Here is a 17,044-nt window from a genome sequence, read left to right on the forward strand (position 1 = left end):
CCCCTTCCCTGCTCCACTCCCCTCACTTCCCGGCGACTACTCTCCGTACACATCTAAGCTACGCCCTGTAATCGGCCTATGTGGTAGATCGTCCCGTTTGGCCAGGGAAAGCGCCTCCAGGCCTTCCGGAGCCGCCGGTCGCAGAGCCTCTGGTCGCAGAGCCTTCGGTCACGGGGCCGGTCGCAGGGCCGCCGGAAGTGCCGCGACGCTCCGTTCCGCGTTCGGAGCCGCCGCCCCGGATCCCACCGGGCACGCCCGGCAGTGAGCCGTCCCGGCCGGAGCGGCCGGGACCCGAGCCGTCCCCGGCTCTTCGCGCCCTCTCGCCGTCCCCGGTGCTTCGTGTCCCCCCGCTACCTCCGGCGCTCGGTGTCCTCCCGCCGTCCCGGGTGCTCGGTGCCCTCCCGCTACCTCCGGCGCTGGGTGTCCTCTCGCCGCCTCCGGCGCTTTGCGCCTCGTGCCTGCCGCCGTGTCCGCCGCGCCCTGGCGGTAGGGCCGTGGGCCCGCCGTGGCCGCCGTGTCCGCCCGAGGGCTTGTGGAAGGACGCGGGAGTCGGCGGCCACTCCCGGTGGAGACGGGAATGGTGCTGGTGGTCACGCCAGGGCGGACGGTGACCCGGCCAGTGCGCCGGAGGTGGTCCGCCCCGGGGCGACCAGCCCGGGCCGGGGCCGCCGGGACCATGTCCACCGGAGCCGGGCCCGCCTGGACCATGTCCACCGGAGCCCGGCCAACCGGAGCCCGGCCCGCCCGACCCGGGGCCGCCGGAACCCGGCCAGCCGGGGGTGCCGGAGCCGCCGGGGGTGCTCGGGGTGCCGGAGCCGCCGGGGGGTGTGGAGGTGGTGACGGGCGTGGGCGTCGGGCCGGACGGCGAGGCGCCGGGCCCCTGCGAGGACGACCCCCCTGCGGGGTGCCCCGGGGGCTTCCCGTGCGACACGGGGCGGTGCGGCCGATCGGCGGGGGGCACGGGTGCGGGCAGGGGCGCCGGGCGCGGCACGGGGACCGGCCTCGCGGGAACCACGGGCACGACCGGCTCGGCCAGCTCCCGGGATACCGGAGGCGCGGGCGAGCGCCCGCCGGCCTCGTCGGCCCCGGCGGCCTCGTCCGACGACCCCTCGGGAGACGCGGCGCCGCCGGACACGCCGGCCGACGCCTCCGCCGTGGGGAGCCGGAGCGGGGCGATCGTGTCGGCGGCCCGCTCGCGCAGGTCCCCGGCGAACTGGGCGAACACGAGCGCGATCGTCGCCACCGCCGCCAGGGCGGCCACGGCGCCCGCCACCGCCTGCGCCAGCCTCCCCTCGCGGCGACCGGCCCTCGGGAAGCCCGCGGCGTTGAGCCCGCCGATGCGCTTGGCGACGTACCGCCGATAGGGGACGAGTTCGGGGTCGATGAAGCTGCTGAGCACCCGCACCCGCAGCGTCTCCGGCAGGGCGATCTGGGGGAGCAGGCCGAACACCTTTGCCGGGGAGATCTGCCTGACGCGCTGGTGCGCGCAGGTCTCGCACCGCGCGAGGTGCCGGCTGAGCTGGGCCCGCGCCTGCGGGGTGAGCTCCCCCGTGAACTCCGCGAGGATGGCGGACGCCCGCGCGCAGTCGTGGGTGGCACGCCTCGCGAGGATCTCGACGGTCACCGTCTCACGCAGGCGTTCCGTGGCCGCGTCGAGGAGCGCCTCGGCATACCGCTCGCCCGCGCCGAGCACCGCGGCCAGGTCCTGGCCGCTCATCCCGTGCCGGGCCGCCAGTTCGAGCACCTCCCGGTCCTCGACCGACAGCGTCCCCACGGCGCTGCTCGCGACGAGGCGCAGGTCGGCCTCGGCGCCTTCGGCCGCGACGCCGGGGAAGGGCACGGTCGCGAGGGGGATCGGCCCGGTGTCCGGCCCGGCGTCCGGCCCGGTCTCCTCCGGCGTGCGGCGGCGCATGCACTCGCCGCGGGCCAGGGCGTACAGCCAGGGACGGAACCTGTCCGGGTCGGCCAGTGAGCCGACGAGGGCCTCCGCGGCGATCAACGTGTCGCGCAGCGCGACCTGGGCGGCGTCGGGACCGGCCAGCAATGTGCGGCAGTACCTGTAGAGATTGCCCGCATATGTGTCATAAAGGGCGGCCAGCGCTCCCGGATCCCGGGCCCGCAACGCCTCGACCAGGACGCCATCATTCATATAACTGAGAGTAAATGCTCAGTAACTCCCCGCTCCACCCATTCAGGGGAAGTCACGTGCCCGCGTCGTCGGCTTTTACCTCTGCCATCCAGTTAAATTGCCGGAGTTCGGCGCTCTATTAGGCGATTTATTGCGAATGATCCGGCCCGCTGGGAAGACGCCGTGCACGACGCCGTACAGGCGTCTGTCACCCCCTGACGGTCATCCCCTGACGGTCATTCCCGCCTCGGCGCAGCCCCGCGTGAGCGCATCGAGGCCGAAGGCGTCCACGGGTCCCAGGGCACCGGTGCCGCGCACGCCCTCGGCCAGTGCCGTCGTCGCCGCCCAGGCCAGCACACCGGCCGTGAACTCGTACGGGTCGCCTCCGGTCAGGTGGACGACGGCCAGGCGGCGGCCTCCCGCGTCGTACGCCTCGGCGACGACGCTCGACGACATGTCCGCCCCGGCCGGCGCGCCGGCCCCGCCCGTACGGAGCACCCGGTCGGCCAGCGCCTCGGTCGCCCGCCGGACCCCCGGCAGCGCGGCGATGACGGGGGTCGCCTTCGCCAGCACGCCCGCGACCCTGGTCAGCCCGCCCAGCCAGCCGAGGTAGACGTTCACCTCGCGCAGGCCGTGATGCGCGGGCGGCAGCGTGAAGTGCTCGGACGCCCCGATGGACAGGCCGTGCCGCACGCGGCCGTCGACGAGGAACTTCCGGGTGCGGCCGTGCTCGGGGACGATGCGGCCCTCGCGGAAGCCGTACATCGGTTCGAGGACCATTCCCAGCGCCGAGGCACGGGTCCCGGCGCTCGCGCGACGCGCCGTGCCGCCCTCCACGAAGTAGCCGACGTCCACCCGGACGGCCCCCGGCCCGGCCTTGCGCAGAGCCAGGGCCGCGGCGAGGTTGCCGGGCACGTAGTCGTATCCGAAGGCGGTGACCAGGGCCGCGCCCCGGGCCGCCGCGGCGGGGCCGTGCCGCTGGAAGATCCGCTTGACGAACGTGGGCTCGCCGGTGGTGTCGAAGTAGACCGCGCCCGCCTCGGTCGCGGCGGCGATCGCGGCCTCTCCCCATCGGACGAACGGGCCGACGGTCGAGATCAGCACGTCGCCCGGCGCGACGATCCTGCGTACGGACTCCGGGCGGCAGACGTCGGCGACCGCGATGGGCAGGCCGCCGCCCAGCGCGTCGGCCAGGGCGGTGAGCCGCGTCTGGTCCCGCCCGGCCAGCAGCGGCCGGGCCCCACGTGCGACGAGCGCCTCGGCGGTGAGCCTGCCGGTGAAGCCGGTGGCTCCGAACAGCACGATCCTGGGGATGGCCATCCCGCTACGGTAACCCTCCTGGCCTGTCAAGATCGGCAGAGGGCCGCTCACTGACGCCGGTCGTTGGGCGGCGGATATCCGCGGTCCTTGACGAACGGCTCCGTCGTCGGCGCGACAGTGTGCAGCGGAACGGCTCCCGCCTGGGCCAGGTCCTCGTACGTCTTGGCGGTCGAGCCCCAGGTCGTGGCGTGCACGTCGGTCGCGCCGACCTGCCCGCGCACGCCCTCGACGGTGATGACGAACCTGCGCCTGGCTCCCGGCCGTACGTCGTCCACATATGACGTGGCCCCGCCGACGAGCTTGCCCGCCGCATCGCGCAGCAGGGCCGTGACGGCGAGCCCGCCGGCGGGCTTGCGGAACGGGTCGAGCACGTAGCCGGTGACCAGGTAGGACCCGTTCGTCAGCTTGTCGGTGCGGACGTCCGAGATCGGGAACTTGAGGAACGCCGACGGAACGCGCGGGATGGGCCGCCACGTGGCGGGCCGGTAGTCGATCTTCACGCGCACCGGCTGGGCGGGGCTCGTGACCCGGCCGCTGAAGGCCAGCGGACGGCCGGGCGGCACCGCGTCCAGCGGCTGCTCCTGGTGGACGACCTCCTTGCCGGCGGCGTCCACGGCCGTGATCACGGCGACGGCGTTCTCGCCGAACTGCCAGCGGTTGGGGTTGCTCAGCACCCCCGCCCAGGTCACGGCGTACCCGGCCCCCGAGCGCACGATCGAGGACATGTGTTCCTTGAGGGCCAGCGGTTGCGGGCCCTCCTGCTTGTCTTCCCTCGCGCACGACGCCATCGCCAGCGCGGCGAGGGCGAGTGCGACGGTCAAGTGGCAACGTCGCGTCACTTAGCCGTCATAACCGCTGAATGGGGCGCCGCCTCCGGGACACGCGCGCTCCCGCCGGTATCTTTACCGGCCGTCTATCGCGGGCGGACCCCGCATGGCTCGTCCCCGGCCTGCCCCGCCACTCCTTCCCCCCGAGGAGCCCGCTGACGTGCGGTGCGCGAGGATGGAGGCGGGGACGAGCGGAAAGGCGGCCGAGGAGCAGCGGGGAGGACACGGTGGATCTCTCGGAACTGGGGGCGTTCCTGCGGTCGCGCAGAGACCGGCTGAGCCCGGAGGCCGCCGGCCTGCCGCACGGCGGCCGGCGAAGGGTGCCCGGCCTGCGCAGGGACGAGGTGGCGGAGCAGGCGAGCCTGTCCTCCGACTACTACACGGAGCTGGAGCAGGGACGCGGCCAGACCCCGTCGAAGCCGGTCCTGCACGCCTTGGCCCGCGCGCTGCGCCTGTGCCCGGACGAGACCGCCCACCTGTTCCACCTGGCGGGGTGTCCGGCGCCGCCCGGGACGGAGCCCGTGCGGATGCAGTCGGCGCTGCAGCAGCTCATGACACGGCTCGAGGACACCCCCGCCATGGTGATCACCGACATGCACGAGGTGGTCGTGCAGAACCACACCGCGCAGGTCCTGGTCGGGCCGCAGGCAGGGCTGACCGGGATCCGGGCGAGTTTCCTCTACCACTGGTTCACCGTCCCGGCCACCCGCGACCTCTATCCGCCGGAGGACCACGACTACCACTCCCGGCTGCTCGTCTCCGATCTGCGCGCCGCGGTCGCGCGTCGTGGCCCAACGGACGCCGTCTGCCGCGAGCTCGTCGGCCATCTGCTGGACACGAGCGACGAGTTCGCCGGGCTGTGGCGGGCGCACGAGGTCAGGGTCCGCCACGAGGAGTACAAGCGAGTCGTCAACCCGGTGCTCGGCACCCTCAAGGTCACCTGCAACAGCATCGTCACCGCGGACGCCGCCCAGCGGCTGCTCTGGTTCGTCCCCGACGACGCCGACGTCGTGCCGAGGATGCACGCGCTCAATCCGGCTGACGTCTGGCGCGACACGCCCGGGCCGGCGTTCGGGCTGGCCGGAAGCTGGGGTTGAGCACCCCTGGCTGCGCCGGAGCATGCGGAGCACGCTGGTGAGCGTGCTGCGGGGGCGTCACCCGTGGCCGACGGAGGAAACCTATGCGTGCGGCACTCGCCACCGGGGTCGACACCCCGCTGTCCCTGATCGACCGTGAGATCCCCGAGCCGGGCCCGGGCGAGGTTCTGGTGAAGATCACCGCCTGCGGCCTGTGCTTCACGGATCTCAACCTGCTCCGCGGGCACTTCCCGTTCGCCCGCTTCCCGATCATCCCCGGCCACGAGATCACCGGCACGGTCGCGGCGCTCGGCGACGGCGTCGCCGGCCTGTCCGTGGGTGACGCGGTCGGGGCGCAGTTCCTGTACGACTCCTGTCGCCACTGCGACTACTGCGTGTCCGGCGACCAGATCCTCTGCCCGGCCAAGCGCATCACCGGCATCACGGCCGACGGCGGCTACGCCGAGTACGGCCTGTTCAAGGGCGGATACGTGACCCCGCTCCCGGCCGGGCTCGACCCGGTGGCCGCGGCGCCGCTCATGTGCGCGGGCCTGACCGCGTTCAACGGCCTGCGCCGGGCCGGAGCCACCGCGAGCTCCCGGGTGGCGATCATCGGCGCCGGCGGCATCGGCGCCCTCGCCGTCCAGTACGCCGTCGCCATGGGCGCCCGGGTCGCCGTGATCGGCCGGTCGGCCGCGGGCGAGGGGGCCGCCAGGGAACTCGGCGCGGAGATGTACGTGGCCAGCCGCGACACCGACCCCGCAGCCGCCCTCAGGGCGTGGGGTGGCGGCGCCGACGTCATCCTGAACGCCGCCCCCTCCAACGAGGCCGCCTCCGCCGTCCTCACCGGGCTCGCCCCCGACGGCACGATGGTGCTCTGCGGCTACGACAACACCCCGCTCACCCTCAGCGCCCAGCCGATGGTGCTGAACCGGCTGCACGTCATGGCCTCCCCGTCCGGATCGCCCCACGATCTGCGCGACACGCTGGCGTTCTCGGCCCAGCACCGCATCCTGCCCAAGGTCACGCCGATCGACCTCGACGAGGCACCGGCGGCTCTCGAAGCCATGGGCGGCGGGTCCGGCGGCGGCCGCCGCGTCATCACGTTCGCCTGACTCGTTTCGCATGACTCGTTTCGCATGACTCGTAAGGAATACCGATGAGCAAGACCATCCTGATCACCGGTGCGAGCTCCGGATTCGGCGCGCTGTCCGCGCGCGCCCTGGCCCGCGCCGGGCACACCGTGTACGCGGCCATGCGCGCCACCACCGGCCGCAACGCCCCTCGCGTGGCCGAGGCGGCCGGCTACGCCAGGGAACACGGCGTGGACCTGCGCACCGTCGAGCTGGACGTGCTCTCACAGGAGTCGGCGGACGCCGCGGTCGCGACCGTCCTGGCCGAGACGGGCGGCATCGACGTGGTCGTGCACAACGCCGGCCACATGGTGCTCGGCCCCGCCGAGGCGTTCACCCCCGAGGAGCTCGCCGCCGTCTACGACACGAACGTGCTCGGCAGCCAGCGGCTCAACCGGGCGGTCCTGCCGCACCTGCGCGAGCGGCGGCACGGCCTGCTGCTGTGGATCGGCTCCAGCTCCACCAGGGGCGGCACCCCGCCCTACCTCGCGCCCTATTTCGCCGCCAAGGCGGCGGCCGACGCCCTGGCGGTGTCGTACGCCGCCGAGCTGGCCCGCTTCGACATCGAGACCACCATCGTCGTCCCCGGCGCGTTCACCTCGGGCACCAACCACTTCGCCAACGCCGGTCACCCGGCCGAGCAGGCGGTGATCGCGGCCTACGACGAGCGGTACGGCGCGCTGATGGACCAGGTGGGCGAACGGCTGGCGGCGCTGCAGCCGCCCGGCGCCGACGTGTCCCTGGTCGCCGACGCCGTCGTCCAGGTCGTCGACACCCCGCACGGCACGCGGCCCTTCCGGGTGCACGTGGATCCGCTCGACGACGGGTCGGCGGAGGTGAGCGAGGTCGCCGACCGCATCCGCGCCCGCTTCCTCACCCGCATCGGCCTGGCCGACCTGCTCGGCCCGCACCCCGCCGCCTGAACCGCCGTCTGACTCGCCGGAAGAACGTGGCTATCGCGGGCGGACCACGCGTGTCTCGTCCCAGACCGGCTCGGGCGACTCGTACACCCGCCCGTCGGAGCCGAAGACCAGGTAGCGGTCGAAGTCGGCCGCGAACCAGCGGTCGTGCGTCACCGCCAGCACGGTGCCCGCGAAGGCGTCCAGGCCCTGCTGCAGGGCCTCGGCGCTGGCCAGATCGAGGTTGTCGGTCGGCTCGTCGAGCAGCAGCAGCGTGGCGCCCGACATTTCAAGCAGCAGGATCTGCAGGCGGGCCTGCTGGCCGCCCGACAGCGTCTCGAACCGCTGCTCGGCGACCCGGCCGGCGAGTTCGTAGCGGGCCAGGGCCTTCATCGCCTCGTTCTTCAGCCGGGCGTGCTCGGTCATGACGATCTCGCAGGGCGTACGGCCGGCCAGTTCGGGCCGGGCGTGGGTCTGCGCGAAGTGCCCGGGGACCACCCGCGCGCCGAGCCTGAAGGTCCCGGTGTGCCGCACGCCCTCCCCGGCGAGCAGCCGCAGGAAGTGCGACTTGCCCGAGCCGTTCGAGCCGAGGACGGCCACCCGCTCGCCGTACCAGACCTCCATGTCGAAGGGCTTCATGAGGCCGGTCAGCTCCAGGGCCTCGCACATCACCGCCCGCTTGCCGGTACGGCCGCCGCGCAGGCGCATGCTGATGAGCTGGTCCTTGGGCGCGACCTCCGGCGGCCCGGCCTCCTCGAACCGGCGCAGCCGGGTCTGGGCCGCGTGGTACGCGGAGGACATGCCGTCGTTGTAGGTGGCCTTCTGCCTGAGCATGACCACCAGGCGCCTGAGCTTGACGTGCTCCTCGTCCCAGCGCCTGCGCAGCTCGTCGAGCCGCTCGTTGCGCTCCCGCCGCGCCTCGGGGTACGTCGTGAAGCCGCCACCGTGGATCCAGATGTTGCCGGACTCGACCGTCACGATCCGGTCGGCGGCGTTGGCGAGCAACTGGCGGTCGTGGGAGACCAGCAGCACGGTCTTGGGCGTCTCGCGCAGCGCCGTCTCCAGCCACACCTTGCCCGGCACGTCGAGGTAGTTGTCGGGCTCGTCGAGCAGCAGCACCTGGTCGGGCCCGCGCAGCAGGGCCTCCAGCACCAGCCGCTTCTGCTCGCCGCCGGACAGCGTGGCGACCTCGCGATACTTCACCCTGTCGTACGGCGCGCCGAGGGCCGCCATCGTGCAGGCGTCCCAGAGCACCTCGATGTCGTAGCCCCCGGCGTCGGTGTAGTCGGTGATCGCCTGGGCGTACCGCATCTGGGTCTTCTCGTCCTCGCGCTCCATCATCGCCAGCTCGGCGGCGTCCAGCCGTTCGGCCGCCGTCCTGACCCGTTCCGGCGCGACGCTGAGCAGCAGGTCCTGGACCGTACGGCCGTCGCGGATGTTGCCGACGAACTGCCGCATCACGCCGAGACCGCCCGAATGGGCCACCGTGCCCTCGACCGGCTGGAGATCGCCCGCGATCATCCGGAGCAGGGTCGTCTTGCCCGCGCCGTTCGGTCCGACCAGGGCCGCCTTGACGCCCTCCCCCACCCGGAACGAGACGTCGTTCAGGAGCATCCTGCCGTCCGGCAGCACATGCGTCAGGTGCCCGATCTCGACATGCCCCACCGTGAATCTCCTGCTCGGATATGTTCGTGCGCTACCCGCGCAGGCTACTCACCACTTCTGCACGTGGCATCTCGTTTTCCGCCGGCCGCGCCGTCGAGACTCTTTCAGGCGGAGCGATCGAGGACCGACCGGCCCGAAGCGTTCCCCGGGTCGGGCGGGGCGGCCGACGAGGTGCGGCGGGAGATCGGGCCCTGTGATCTGGTGTCCGATGTTTTCCACAGTCCCGGAATCTTTTGACCTGGTGGCGAATCGCCTGGAAATAGCCTGGCGTTTTAGGGATTTCCGAGTCAAAGGGGCCGGAGATGTCCACAGATCCGATCCTCGACTGCCCGCTCGACCAGGTCCCGGAGGGCCCCGCGTTCATCGCGGCCGCCATGCGGTGGCACTTCAGCCCCGAGACCGGCTCGCCGTACTGGCTGGACCGGGCGAAGACGCTCGGCTTCGACCCGCGTGAGGACGTGCGCACCTTCGAGGACCTGCGCCGGTTCCCCAACGTGGCCAACGAGCTGCGCGAGGTCCGGGTGGAGGACCTGATCCCCCGGGGGTACGGCGCGGACGCGGACGTGATCGGCGTGTACGAGAGCGGCGGCACGACCGGGCCGCCCAAGCGCGTGGTGTTGCTGCGCGACTGGCTGGAACGGCTGATGCACCGGACCCAGCAGAGTCTGCAGGCGAGGGGCTATCCCGAAAGCGGCCACTGGCTGTCGCTCGGGCCGACCGGGCCGCACCTCATCGGGGAGCTGATCCGCCGGCAGGCCGCGCGGCGGGGCGGCATCCCGTTCACCGTCGACATGGACCCCCGGTGGGTGAAGAGGTGCATCGCCGAGGGCCGCGCCGACGAGGCCGAGCGCTACGCCGAGCACCTCATCGACCAGAGCGCCCACATCCTGGAGACCCAGAACGTGCGGGTCCTGGCGACCACGCCGCCGCTGCTGACCCGGCTGGCCCGCAGGAAAGCGCTCGTCGACCTGATCAACGCGAAGGTCGCCGCGATCAGCTGGGGCGGCGCGCACATGGACCCCGACACCCGCTACCTGCTCCGCACCGAGGTCTTCCCGAACGTGAAGCTGTACGGCTCGTACGGCAGCACGATGATCCTCGGCGGGCTGGCCGAGCGCGTCACGGCGCCGGAGGAGGACCTCATCGTCTTCGACACGTTCTCGCCCTACATCACGTTCTCGGTGGTGGACCCGGAGACCGGGGAGGTCGTCCGGTACGGCGACCGCGGCCAGGTGGTGATGCACCACATCAGCAAGAGCTTCCTGCTGCCCAACAACCTCGAACGCGACCTGGCGACCCGGGTGGCGCCGCCACCGGGGCAGATGGGCGACTCCGTCGCGGACGTCGGCCCGCTCGCCACCTTCGAGAACGAGACGGTCATCGAGGGGGTGTACTGATGGACGAGCTGATCCGGCTCGACGCGCTCGGCGCCGGCGGGCCCTACCACAGCCGCAGCCGGCAGACGATCACGGAGCTGACCGGGACGCCGGTCGCCGAGCTGAGCCTGGTGCCGCGCCTGTTCGTCCAGCGGTCAATGGCGGCCCTGCACGAGGCGCGGACCCTGCCGGCCCACGATCGGGTGGCGGCCCTCACCCGCGCGGGACGGCTCTTCGCGACCGGCGTGGTGGACGGCATCGCGGCGGAGAAGTACCAGCACATCGTCAGCCGCGTCTCGGGGATGCCGATCACCGTGGTCCGCTCCGCGACCTCGGGCATCGGACGACGCGCCGCGGAGGCGTACCGCACCACCCGGTACGCCCGTCCCGAGGGCGCGGTGGACGACTGGCGCGATCCGCTCACCCGCAACGGCCAGGCGGTCTGGACGCGGCGCGGCGACGTGTTCGCCGTACACGCCGCGGGCAACCATCCGGGCGTGCACACGCTGTGGCTGGAGGCGCTGGCGCTCGGATACCGGGTCGCGGTGCGCCCCTCGCGGCGTGAGCCGTTCACTCCGCACCGCCTGATCACGGCGCTGCGGGAGTCGGGGTTCGGCGACGACCAGGTGGTGCTCCTGCCGACCGACTACACGGTGGCCGACGACATCATCCGCGACGCCGACCTCGCCATGGTGTACGGCGGCGAGGAGGTCGTGAACAAGTACGGCAACGATGTCAGGGTGCTGCCGCAGGGCCCGGGACGGTCCAAGATCCTGCTCACCGGGCACGACTGGGAGACCCACCTGGGCATGATCGTGGAGTCGGTCAGCGCCTTCGGCGGGACGGCCTGCGTGAACGCCACCGCCGTCTTCGTGGAGGGCGATCCCGCACCGGTGGCCGAGGCCGTGGCGGAGCGGCTCTCGGCGATCCCGAGCCTGCCGCCGGAGGACGACGGCGCGGTGCTGCCCGTGCAGCCGGTCGCGGACGCGCACGCGATCGAGAAGTACCTGCTCGACCACGTGAACGGCGCGACGCCGGTGCTCGGCGGCGACGGCGTGGTGGACGACCTGGGCGACGGCAGCGGGGTCCTGCGGCCGGCCGTCTTCCTGGTGGACCGGCCGGACGCGCCCCAGACGGGCATCGAGCTGTCGTTCCCCTGTGTGTGGTTCGCGCCCTGGAGCCGGGCCGACGGCATCGAGCCGCTGCGCAACACGCTCGTGCTGACCGCGATCACGCAGGACGCCGGGCTGGTCGACCGGCTGGTGGAGGACCCGTCGATCAGGAACGTCTACCTGGGGGACACCCCCACGTATCTGATGCCGCCGTGGGTTCCGCACGACGCCTACCTCGGTGAGTTCCTCATGCGTACGAAAGGCGTCATCCGCACTTAACCCACCGCCCGCACTTAAACGACCGCAAAAGGCCCAGTAGATTCTGGGCCATGCGCAGGACGACACGATGGCGGCGCCGCCTGTTGTGGACGCTCGCCGTCGTCGTGGTGCTCGCGGTCGCCGCCGTCGGTGGCGCGGGCTGGTACTACTCCGGCCTGGTCATCGACCCCGTCCACACCTCCGGCTATCCCCTGGAGGTGACGGCCGTCAGCGGCGACCAGGTCACGATCAAGGGCGGCGCCGACACGGCGGCCCCCGGCACGTACGGCCTGACCTGGGCGGACGGCAACGCACTGGTGGGCCAGGTGATCGCGACCGGGGCCGGCACGGTGACCAGGAAGGTCACCGAGGTCGTCCACGGCGAGCTGCGGCCTGGAGTGCACGCCTACCTCGACCGCTGGCTGTGGGGCCACGCGACCCCGGCCGCCGCCGGCGTGCCGTACACGGACGTGAAAATCCCCTCGCCGCTCGGCGACTTCCCCGGCTGGCGGACCGAGGGCACCTCGACGACCTGGGTGATCGCCGTACACGGCCGCAACGGCGGCCCGGCCGAGGCCCTGCGCGTGCTGCCGGTTTTCCACAGCCTGGGGATGCCGGTGCTGGGCATCACCTACCGCAACGACGAGGGCGCCCCGGCGAGCTCGGACGGCAGGTTCCACCTCGGCGCCACCGAGTGGCAGGACGTGGCGGCGGCCATCACGTACGCCAAGAGCCGGGGCGCGACCGGGATCGTCCTGTACGGCTGGTCGATGGGCGGGGGCATCGTGCCGATGGCCGTACGCAACCTGCCCGGCGAGCCGATCACGGCCATGATCCTCGACAGCCCGGTCATCGACTGGCGGGCGCCGATCGCCCTCGGGGCCGAGCAGATGGGCGTGCCCGGCTTCCTCGTGTCGGTGGGCGAATGGGTCATCGAGCGGCGCACCGGCGTGTCCTTCGACGACATCGACCACCTGCGGCACGCCCGCGAGTTCAAAATCCCCACCCTGGTCTTCGTGGACGACGACGACGCGACCGTGCCGACCGGCCCGGCGCTGCGGTTCGCCGAGGCCCGCCCCGACATCGTCAGGCTCGTACGGACGAGCGGAGGCGGGCACACAGGCTCCTGGAACGCGGACCCCGGACGTTACGAGCGGGAGGTGAAGGAGTTCGTCACGTCGACCGGCTCGGGATGACGACGGTCATCGAGCTGCCGACCAGGGTGAAACCGAGCCGTTCGTACACGCCTCTGGCCGGGTTGCCCTCGGACACGACCAGGCCCAGCCGCTCCCACCCGTCGGCCGCCGCCCTGTCCCGTACGGCGGCCAGCATGCGCGCGCCGAGGCCGGAGGGCGTGCGGGCGGGGTGGCGGAAGACCTCGACCACCCAGGGCCGGTCGTGGAAGAGGGTGACCACCGCGCCGCCGACCACCACGCCGCCGACCACCACGCCGCCGCCCACCGCGTCGCCGACCACCACGTCGTCCCGGTCCACGGCGTCGTCCCGGTCCACGGCGAGCACGCTGCAGGGCAGGATCTCGCCGGTCACCTTCCCCTCCAGCAACGGGGCGAGGACGTCGCGCAGCGCGGCGGCGTCGTCCATGTTCCGGTGGTCGGGGTGACCCGCCGGATAGGCCGCCCGCCACGCCGCGAACACCTCCTCCGGTGACCGGTCACAGGGCATGAACCGGAACCCGTCGGGGGCGCCGGTCTCGGCGGGCGGCGCCGTACGCAGCTCACAGGTCATCTCGTGGGCGTGCCGCATCACACGCGCGCCACGTGCGACCAGCGCCTCGCCCAGGTCCAGCGGCCCCGCCACCGCCCAGCCCGGCAGCTTCGCCGTGATCGCGTCGGCCGCCTCCGGGCCCATGACCTCGACCAGGTCGGCGCACGGCAGCCCATACCGCTCGTCCTCGACATAACTGAAGGCAGGGGCGCCGTCCGCCCCGGCCAGAATCACTCGTTCCACAGGTGGGAGGCTCCCCGAGCACGACGAGGGCGGGCAACACGTTTTCCGCCCCGCGCAGCCGGATCGACCGGGGAAAACGGCGGCCGCGGCCCTTGCTCTGTGACGGGCCCCTGTGACGGCCCTTTGTGACGGGCCGCGCCGTACGTGTGCTGCGGACGGCGGGCGCCGGGATCGACTCGGAAAAAGATGGCGTGGCCCGGGAACAACAAGTGCGGGCACGTGGTTGGATGAAGCGTGGCCGGTGTGCAGGTGTCCCCGGGCCTCACCTAATTTGCCTTCGCGGACTACCGTTCGGCTGGAGCCGCGTTGTGCCTTTCGCCGAGAGGCGACCCGGCACCGGCACCACACGTGCGAGACCCCGGCAGGAGATCCTCCTGCCGGGGTCTCGGCGTCTTTCCTGGGTGAACCGTTCACCCCGCAGGCCGGCCCACCCCTGCGGACATCACCTGTCTTACCCTTTGCGTCCACTTTTGTCGGAGACGGGTGACAAGATGCGTCCGTGCCTGATCTGGATCCCCAGTCGATCGCCTCCTACTGGGACGCGGAGGCGGAGACCTTCGACGACGAAGCCGACCACGGGCTTCGCGACCTCCGGGTGCACGCGGCCTGGGCGGGACGGCTGCGGTCCTGGATGCCGGGGCCTCCCACCGACGTCCTCGACCTGGGGTGCGGCACCGGGTCGCTGACGCTGCTGCTGGCCGAGCAGGGACACCGGCCGGTGGGCGTGGACCTGTCCCCCAGGATGGCCGAGACGGCCCGGGACAAGCTCGCCGCGGCGGGCTTCACCGCGCCCGTCCTCACCGGCGACGCGAGCGACCCGCCAGCCGCCGCCGGAACCTCCTTCGACGTCGTCCTGGCCCGGCATCTGCTGTGGACCCTGCCCGCACCGGAGCGCGCGTTGCGCACCTGGATGAGTCTGCTGCGCCCGCACGGCCGGCTGATCCTCATCGAGGGCAACTGGCAGGCCTCCGGGGACGGCCCGCCGTACGTGCCGGGCGCGGGCTGCCTGCCCTGGCTCGGCGGGGTGAGCGCCGAGCCCCTCGTCGAGGTGCTGCGACCGTACGCCGCGAACGTTCGGGTGGAGCCGCTGACCGACCCCGTGCTGTGGGGCAAGCCCATCCACGACGAACGGTACGCCGTCATCGCCCACCGCTGAGCTGTGTTGTTTCGCGGAAAACGCACAATGGCGAATCCGTAAACGTCTCGGCAATTAGTCGAAGCGCATTCCCGGCGAAATGCGGAGGCAAAGCGGAGGCCGGTCGACCGTGTCGTCGTCGAAGGTCACGCCCATGGGCAGACATGGAATGCCACAGCGAACGGCCCGGGAGGAGTCAACTCGCCTGGACGGGCCGCAGCGGCGTGTGTCAACGATTGAGATACGACCCGATCGCTGATCGGAGAGGAGTATCTCTATGCACGGCACTCGATTCTCATTACTGCTGGGTCCGGCAGTCCTGTCCGCGGTTACGCTCTGGCCCGCCATCGCATCGGCCTCCACCGCCGCCCACCCGTCCGGCCTCGCCGCCGCGCTCAGCGCGCCGCAGGCCGAAGAGCCGGGCACCAGCCTCGGCGAACAGTCGGAGGAGGCGGCCCAGCAGAGCGGACGCGCGTACCAGGAGGAGAGCGGGTACGGGCGGGAGAGCGCCCAGGAAGGTTCGTCGAGCGAAGAGTCGAGCGAGGAGTCGAGCGGCCAGTCCGGAAGCAACCTCGCCTACCAGCGCTCGCGGGCATCGCTGCGCGAGTCGTCGCTGCAGAGCAGCAGTCCGCAGCTCCGCCAGGAGTCGTCGTACAGCCGTCCGATGAGCTACACGCGGACGATCACCTATCAGCGCCCGGTCACGCAGACGCGCATGGTGACCGAGAGCCGTCCGGTCACGTTCACCCGGCAGGTCACCTACCAGCGCCCGGTCACCGAGACGCGGATGGTCACCCGGATGCGTCCGGTGACCGAAACGCGCCAGGTGTCCTACCAGCGCCCCGTGACCTACACGCGCATGGTCACCGAGAGCCGTCCGGTCACCCACCAGGAGACCTTCCAGCGCCCGGTCACCCAGACCCGGTACGTCACCGAGTCGCGTCCGGTGACGCAGTACGTCACCTACAGGCGTCCCGTGGTGCGCTACGTCACCGAGAGCCGTCCGGTCACCCACCAGGAGACCTTCCAGCGGCCCATCACCGAGACGCGGTACGTCACCGAGTCACGTCCGGTGACCCGCCAGGAGACCTTCAAGCGTCCGGTCACCGAGACACGCTTCGTCACGGAAAGCCGTCCGGTCAGCTACACGCGGATGGTGCCGGAGTCTCAGGAGGTGCAGTCCACGCGCTTCGTCTCCGAGAGCCGTCCGGTCAGCTACACGCGCATGATGACCTACCAGCGTCCCGTCACCGAGACGCGGTACGTCACCGAGTCACGACAGATCAGCAGCTACAGCCGGCCCATGATGCACTCCTCCAGCAGCGAGGACTGCGACCAGTGAGCCGGAAAACGAGGTCCTGACAGCCAGTAGGGCCATGAGGGGCACGGGCGCCGCCCGTGCCCCTTCCGCGTGTCAGGCGCGCTCAGGGTCACCTGTCGAGGAAGTCGCACTGTCGCTGGACCTCCTCCGGCCGGTCCTGGTTGTCCCTGAGGCACCCTTCGTCGACGACGTTGGACACTCCGGGCAGGTCGCTCGCCGCCCTGGCCACGGCCAGGGGGTCGGCGCCGGGGACGAGCTTCAGGCGGAAGGACTCCGCCATGTCCTCCGCCCTGGTCGCCTCCTTCAGCCCCCTGGGGTTCGTCTCGCTTCTGCGGAAGTTCTCGAACGCCGTCCGCCGGTCCTCGAACGTCACGGTCCTCACGTCGCGGCGGGCCCGGAGCGCTCGGCTGATGTTCTCCTTCTCCCAGGCGGTGACCTCGCCGCCCCTGCAGCTCTTGAGGGGAGAGACATCTGTGCAGAGGAACACCGAGACGCCGACCATGCCGGATGAGGCCGCGTCGCCGCTCGGCGACGCCGCGGCGACGCCGACGTCCTGGCGGTTCTCCGACGGCTCCGCGAGCCGCACCAGGCCGACCCGGTGCTCGCGGTACAGCTCCGCCAGATCGGCCCGGGGAGGCGGTGCGGGCGGCGCGAGCGCCGTCAGCCGTAGGGATTCACGATCCATGCAGTGTGAACGCGCACCGCCGCCGATCCGCTGCTCGCGTCTTTGCGGCGATCCGCCGCTCGGGTGTTTCCGGCCCGGCACGTGCGAAGGCCCCTCCGGGTCGGTCCGGAGGGGCCTCGCGACATCGAAATTTCGCGTCAC

14 protein-coding genes are annotated in these 17,044 nt (G+C 72.1%); 8 read left to right on the forward strand and 6 right to left on the reverse strand.

Annotation, left to right across the window (positions count from 1 at the left end; translation table 11 throughout):
- Nucleotides 1–76: 76 nt before the first annotated feature.
- The 3 genes from FLX07_RS33010 to FLX07_RS33020 all read right to left on the reverse strand — a co-directional run bounded on the left by FLX07_RS33010 (nt 77) and on the right by FLX07_RS33020 (nt 4,269).
- A complete protein-coding gene (locus FLX07_RS33010; protein WP_142575607.1) occupies nt 77–2,149 on the reverse strand; it encodes an RNA polymerase sigma factor in 2,073 nt (690 codons plus the stop codon).
- Between the two features lie 201 nt (nt 2,150–2,350).
- Entirely contained in the window at nt 2,351–3,448 is a 1,098-nt protein-coding gene (locus FLX07_RS33015) for an NAD(P)H-binding protein (RefSeq protein WP_208762516.1), read from the reverse strand.
- A gap of 47 nt (nt 3,449–3,495) precedes the next feature.
- The gene (locus FLX07_RS33020; RefSeq protein WP_223854264.1) at nt 3,496–4,269 is read right to left on the reverse strand and encodes an FxLYD domain-containing protein; all 774 of its coding nucleotides are present in this window, start codon (nt 4,267–4,269) and stop codon (nt 3,496–3,498) included.
- A 233-nt stretch (nt 4,270–4,502) separates the two neighbouring features.
- Between FLX07_RS33020 and FLX07_RS33025 the strand changes: the two genes are divergently transcribed.
- From FLX07_RS33025 to FLX07_RS33035, 3 genes are all read left to right on the forward strand, one after another.
- On the forward strand, nt 4,503–5,372 hold the full coding sequence (locus FLX07_RS33025; protein WP_208762517.1) for a helix-turn-helix transcriptional regulator: 870 nt from the start codon (nt 4,503–4,505) through the stop codon (nt 5,370–5,372).
- An 83-nt stretch (nt 5,373–5,455) separates the two neighbouring features.
- Nucleotides 5,456–6,466 carry an alcohol dehydrogenase catalytic domain-containing protein gene (locus tag FLX07_RS33030; RefSeq protein ID WP_142575609.1) on the forward strand — a complete coding sequence of 337 codons (1,011 nt, stop codon included), beginning with the start codon at nt 5,456–5,458 and terminating at the stop codon, nt 6,464–6,466.
- Between the two features lie 44 nt (nt 6,467–6,510).
- A complete protein-coding gene (locus tag FLX07_RS33035) occupies nt 6,511–7,407 on the forward strand; it encodes an SDR family NAD(P)-dependent oxidoreductase (RefSeq protein WP_142575610.1) in 897 nt (298 codons plus the stop codon).
- Between the two features lie 30 nt (nt 7,408–7,437).
- Here FLX07_RS33035 and FLX07_RS33040 read toward each other — a convergent pair whose 3' ends face one another.
- Nucleotides 7,438–9,048, reverse strand: a complete 1,611-nt coding sequence (locus tag FLX07_RS33040; protein WP_142575611.1) for an ABC-F family ATP-binding cassette domain-containing protein — start codon at nt 9,046–9,048, stop codon at nt 7,438–7,440.
- Between the two features lie 302 nt (nt 9,049–9,350).
- Here FLX07_RS33040 and FLX07_RS33045 point away from each other — a divergent pair, with 302 nt between their 5' ends.
- From FLX07_RS33045 to FLX07_RS33055, 3 genes are read left to right on the forward strand one after another with little or no spacing between them, the layout of a single operon-like run.
- Complete coding sequence (locus FLX07_RS33045) at nt 9,351–10,445, forward strand: phenylacetate--CoA ligase family protein (protein ID WP_142575612.1); 1,095 nt, start codon at nt 9,351–9,353, stop codon at nt 10,443–10,445.
- On the forward strand, nt 10,445–11,815 hold the full coding sequence (locus FLX07_RS33050) for an aldehyde dehydrogenase family protein (RefSeq protein WP_142575613.1): 1,371 nt from the start codon (nt 10,445–10,447) through the stop codon (nt 11,813–11,815). The genes FLX07_RS33045 and FLX07_RS33050 overlap by 1 nt, the downstream gene beginning before the upstream one ends.
- 50 nt (nt 11,816–11,865) lie before the next feature.
- A complete protein-coding gene (locus FLX07_RS33055) occupies nt 11,866–12,990 on the forward strand; it encodes an alpha/beta hydrolase family protein (protein ID WP_142575614.1) in 1,125 nt (374 codons plus the stop codon).
- Here the strand turns inward: FLX07_RS33055 and FLX07_RS33060 are convergent.
- On the reverse strand, nt 12,968–13,762 hold the full coding sequence (locus FLX07_RS33060; RefSeq protein ID WP_208762518.1) for a GNAT family N-acetyltransferase: 795 nt from the start codon (nt 13,760–13,762) through the stop codon (nt 12,968–12,970). The genes FLX07_RS33055 and FLX07_RS33060 overlap by 23 nt on opposite strands.
- Before the next feature lie 499 nt (nt 13,763–14,261).
- Between FLX07_RS33060 and FLX07_RS33065 the strand changes: the two genes are divergently transcribed.
- A complete protein-coding gene (locus FLX07_RS33065; protein ID WP_208762519.1) occupies nt 14,262–14,918 on the forward strand; it encodes a class I SAM-dependent methyltransferase in 657 nt (218 codons plus the stop codon).
- A gap of 256 nt (nt 14,919–15,174) precedes the next feature.
- Entirely contained in the window at nt 15,175–16,239 is a 1,065-nt protein-coding gene (locus FLX07_RS33070; RefSeq protein ID WP_142575615.1) for a hypothetical protein, read from the forward strand.
- A gap of 88 nt (nt 16,240–16,327) precedes the next feature.
- On the opposite strand, the gene FLX07_RS33075 is transcribed toward FLX07_RS33070, so the two are convergent.
- On the reverse strand, nt 16,328–16,903 hold the full coding sequence (locus FLX07_RS33075) for a permease-like cell division protein FtsX (protein WP_142575616.1): 576 nt from the start codon (nt 16,901–16,903) through the stop codon (nt 16,328–16,330).
- Nucleotides 16,904–17,044: the final 141 nt, after the last annotated feature.

Source organism: Microbispora bryophytorum (assembly GCF_006874465.1).
Taxonomy (GTDB): Bacteria; Actinomycetota; Actinomycetes; order Streptosporangiales; family Streptosporangiaceae; genus Microbispora; species Microbispora bryophytorum.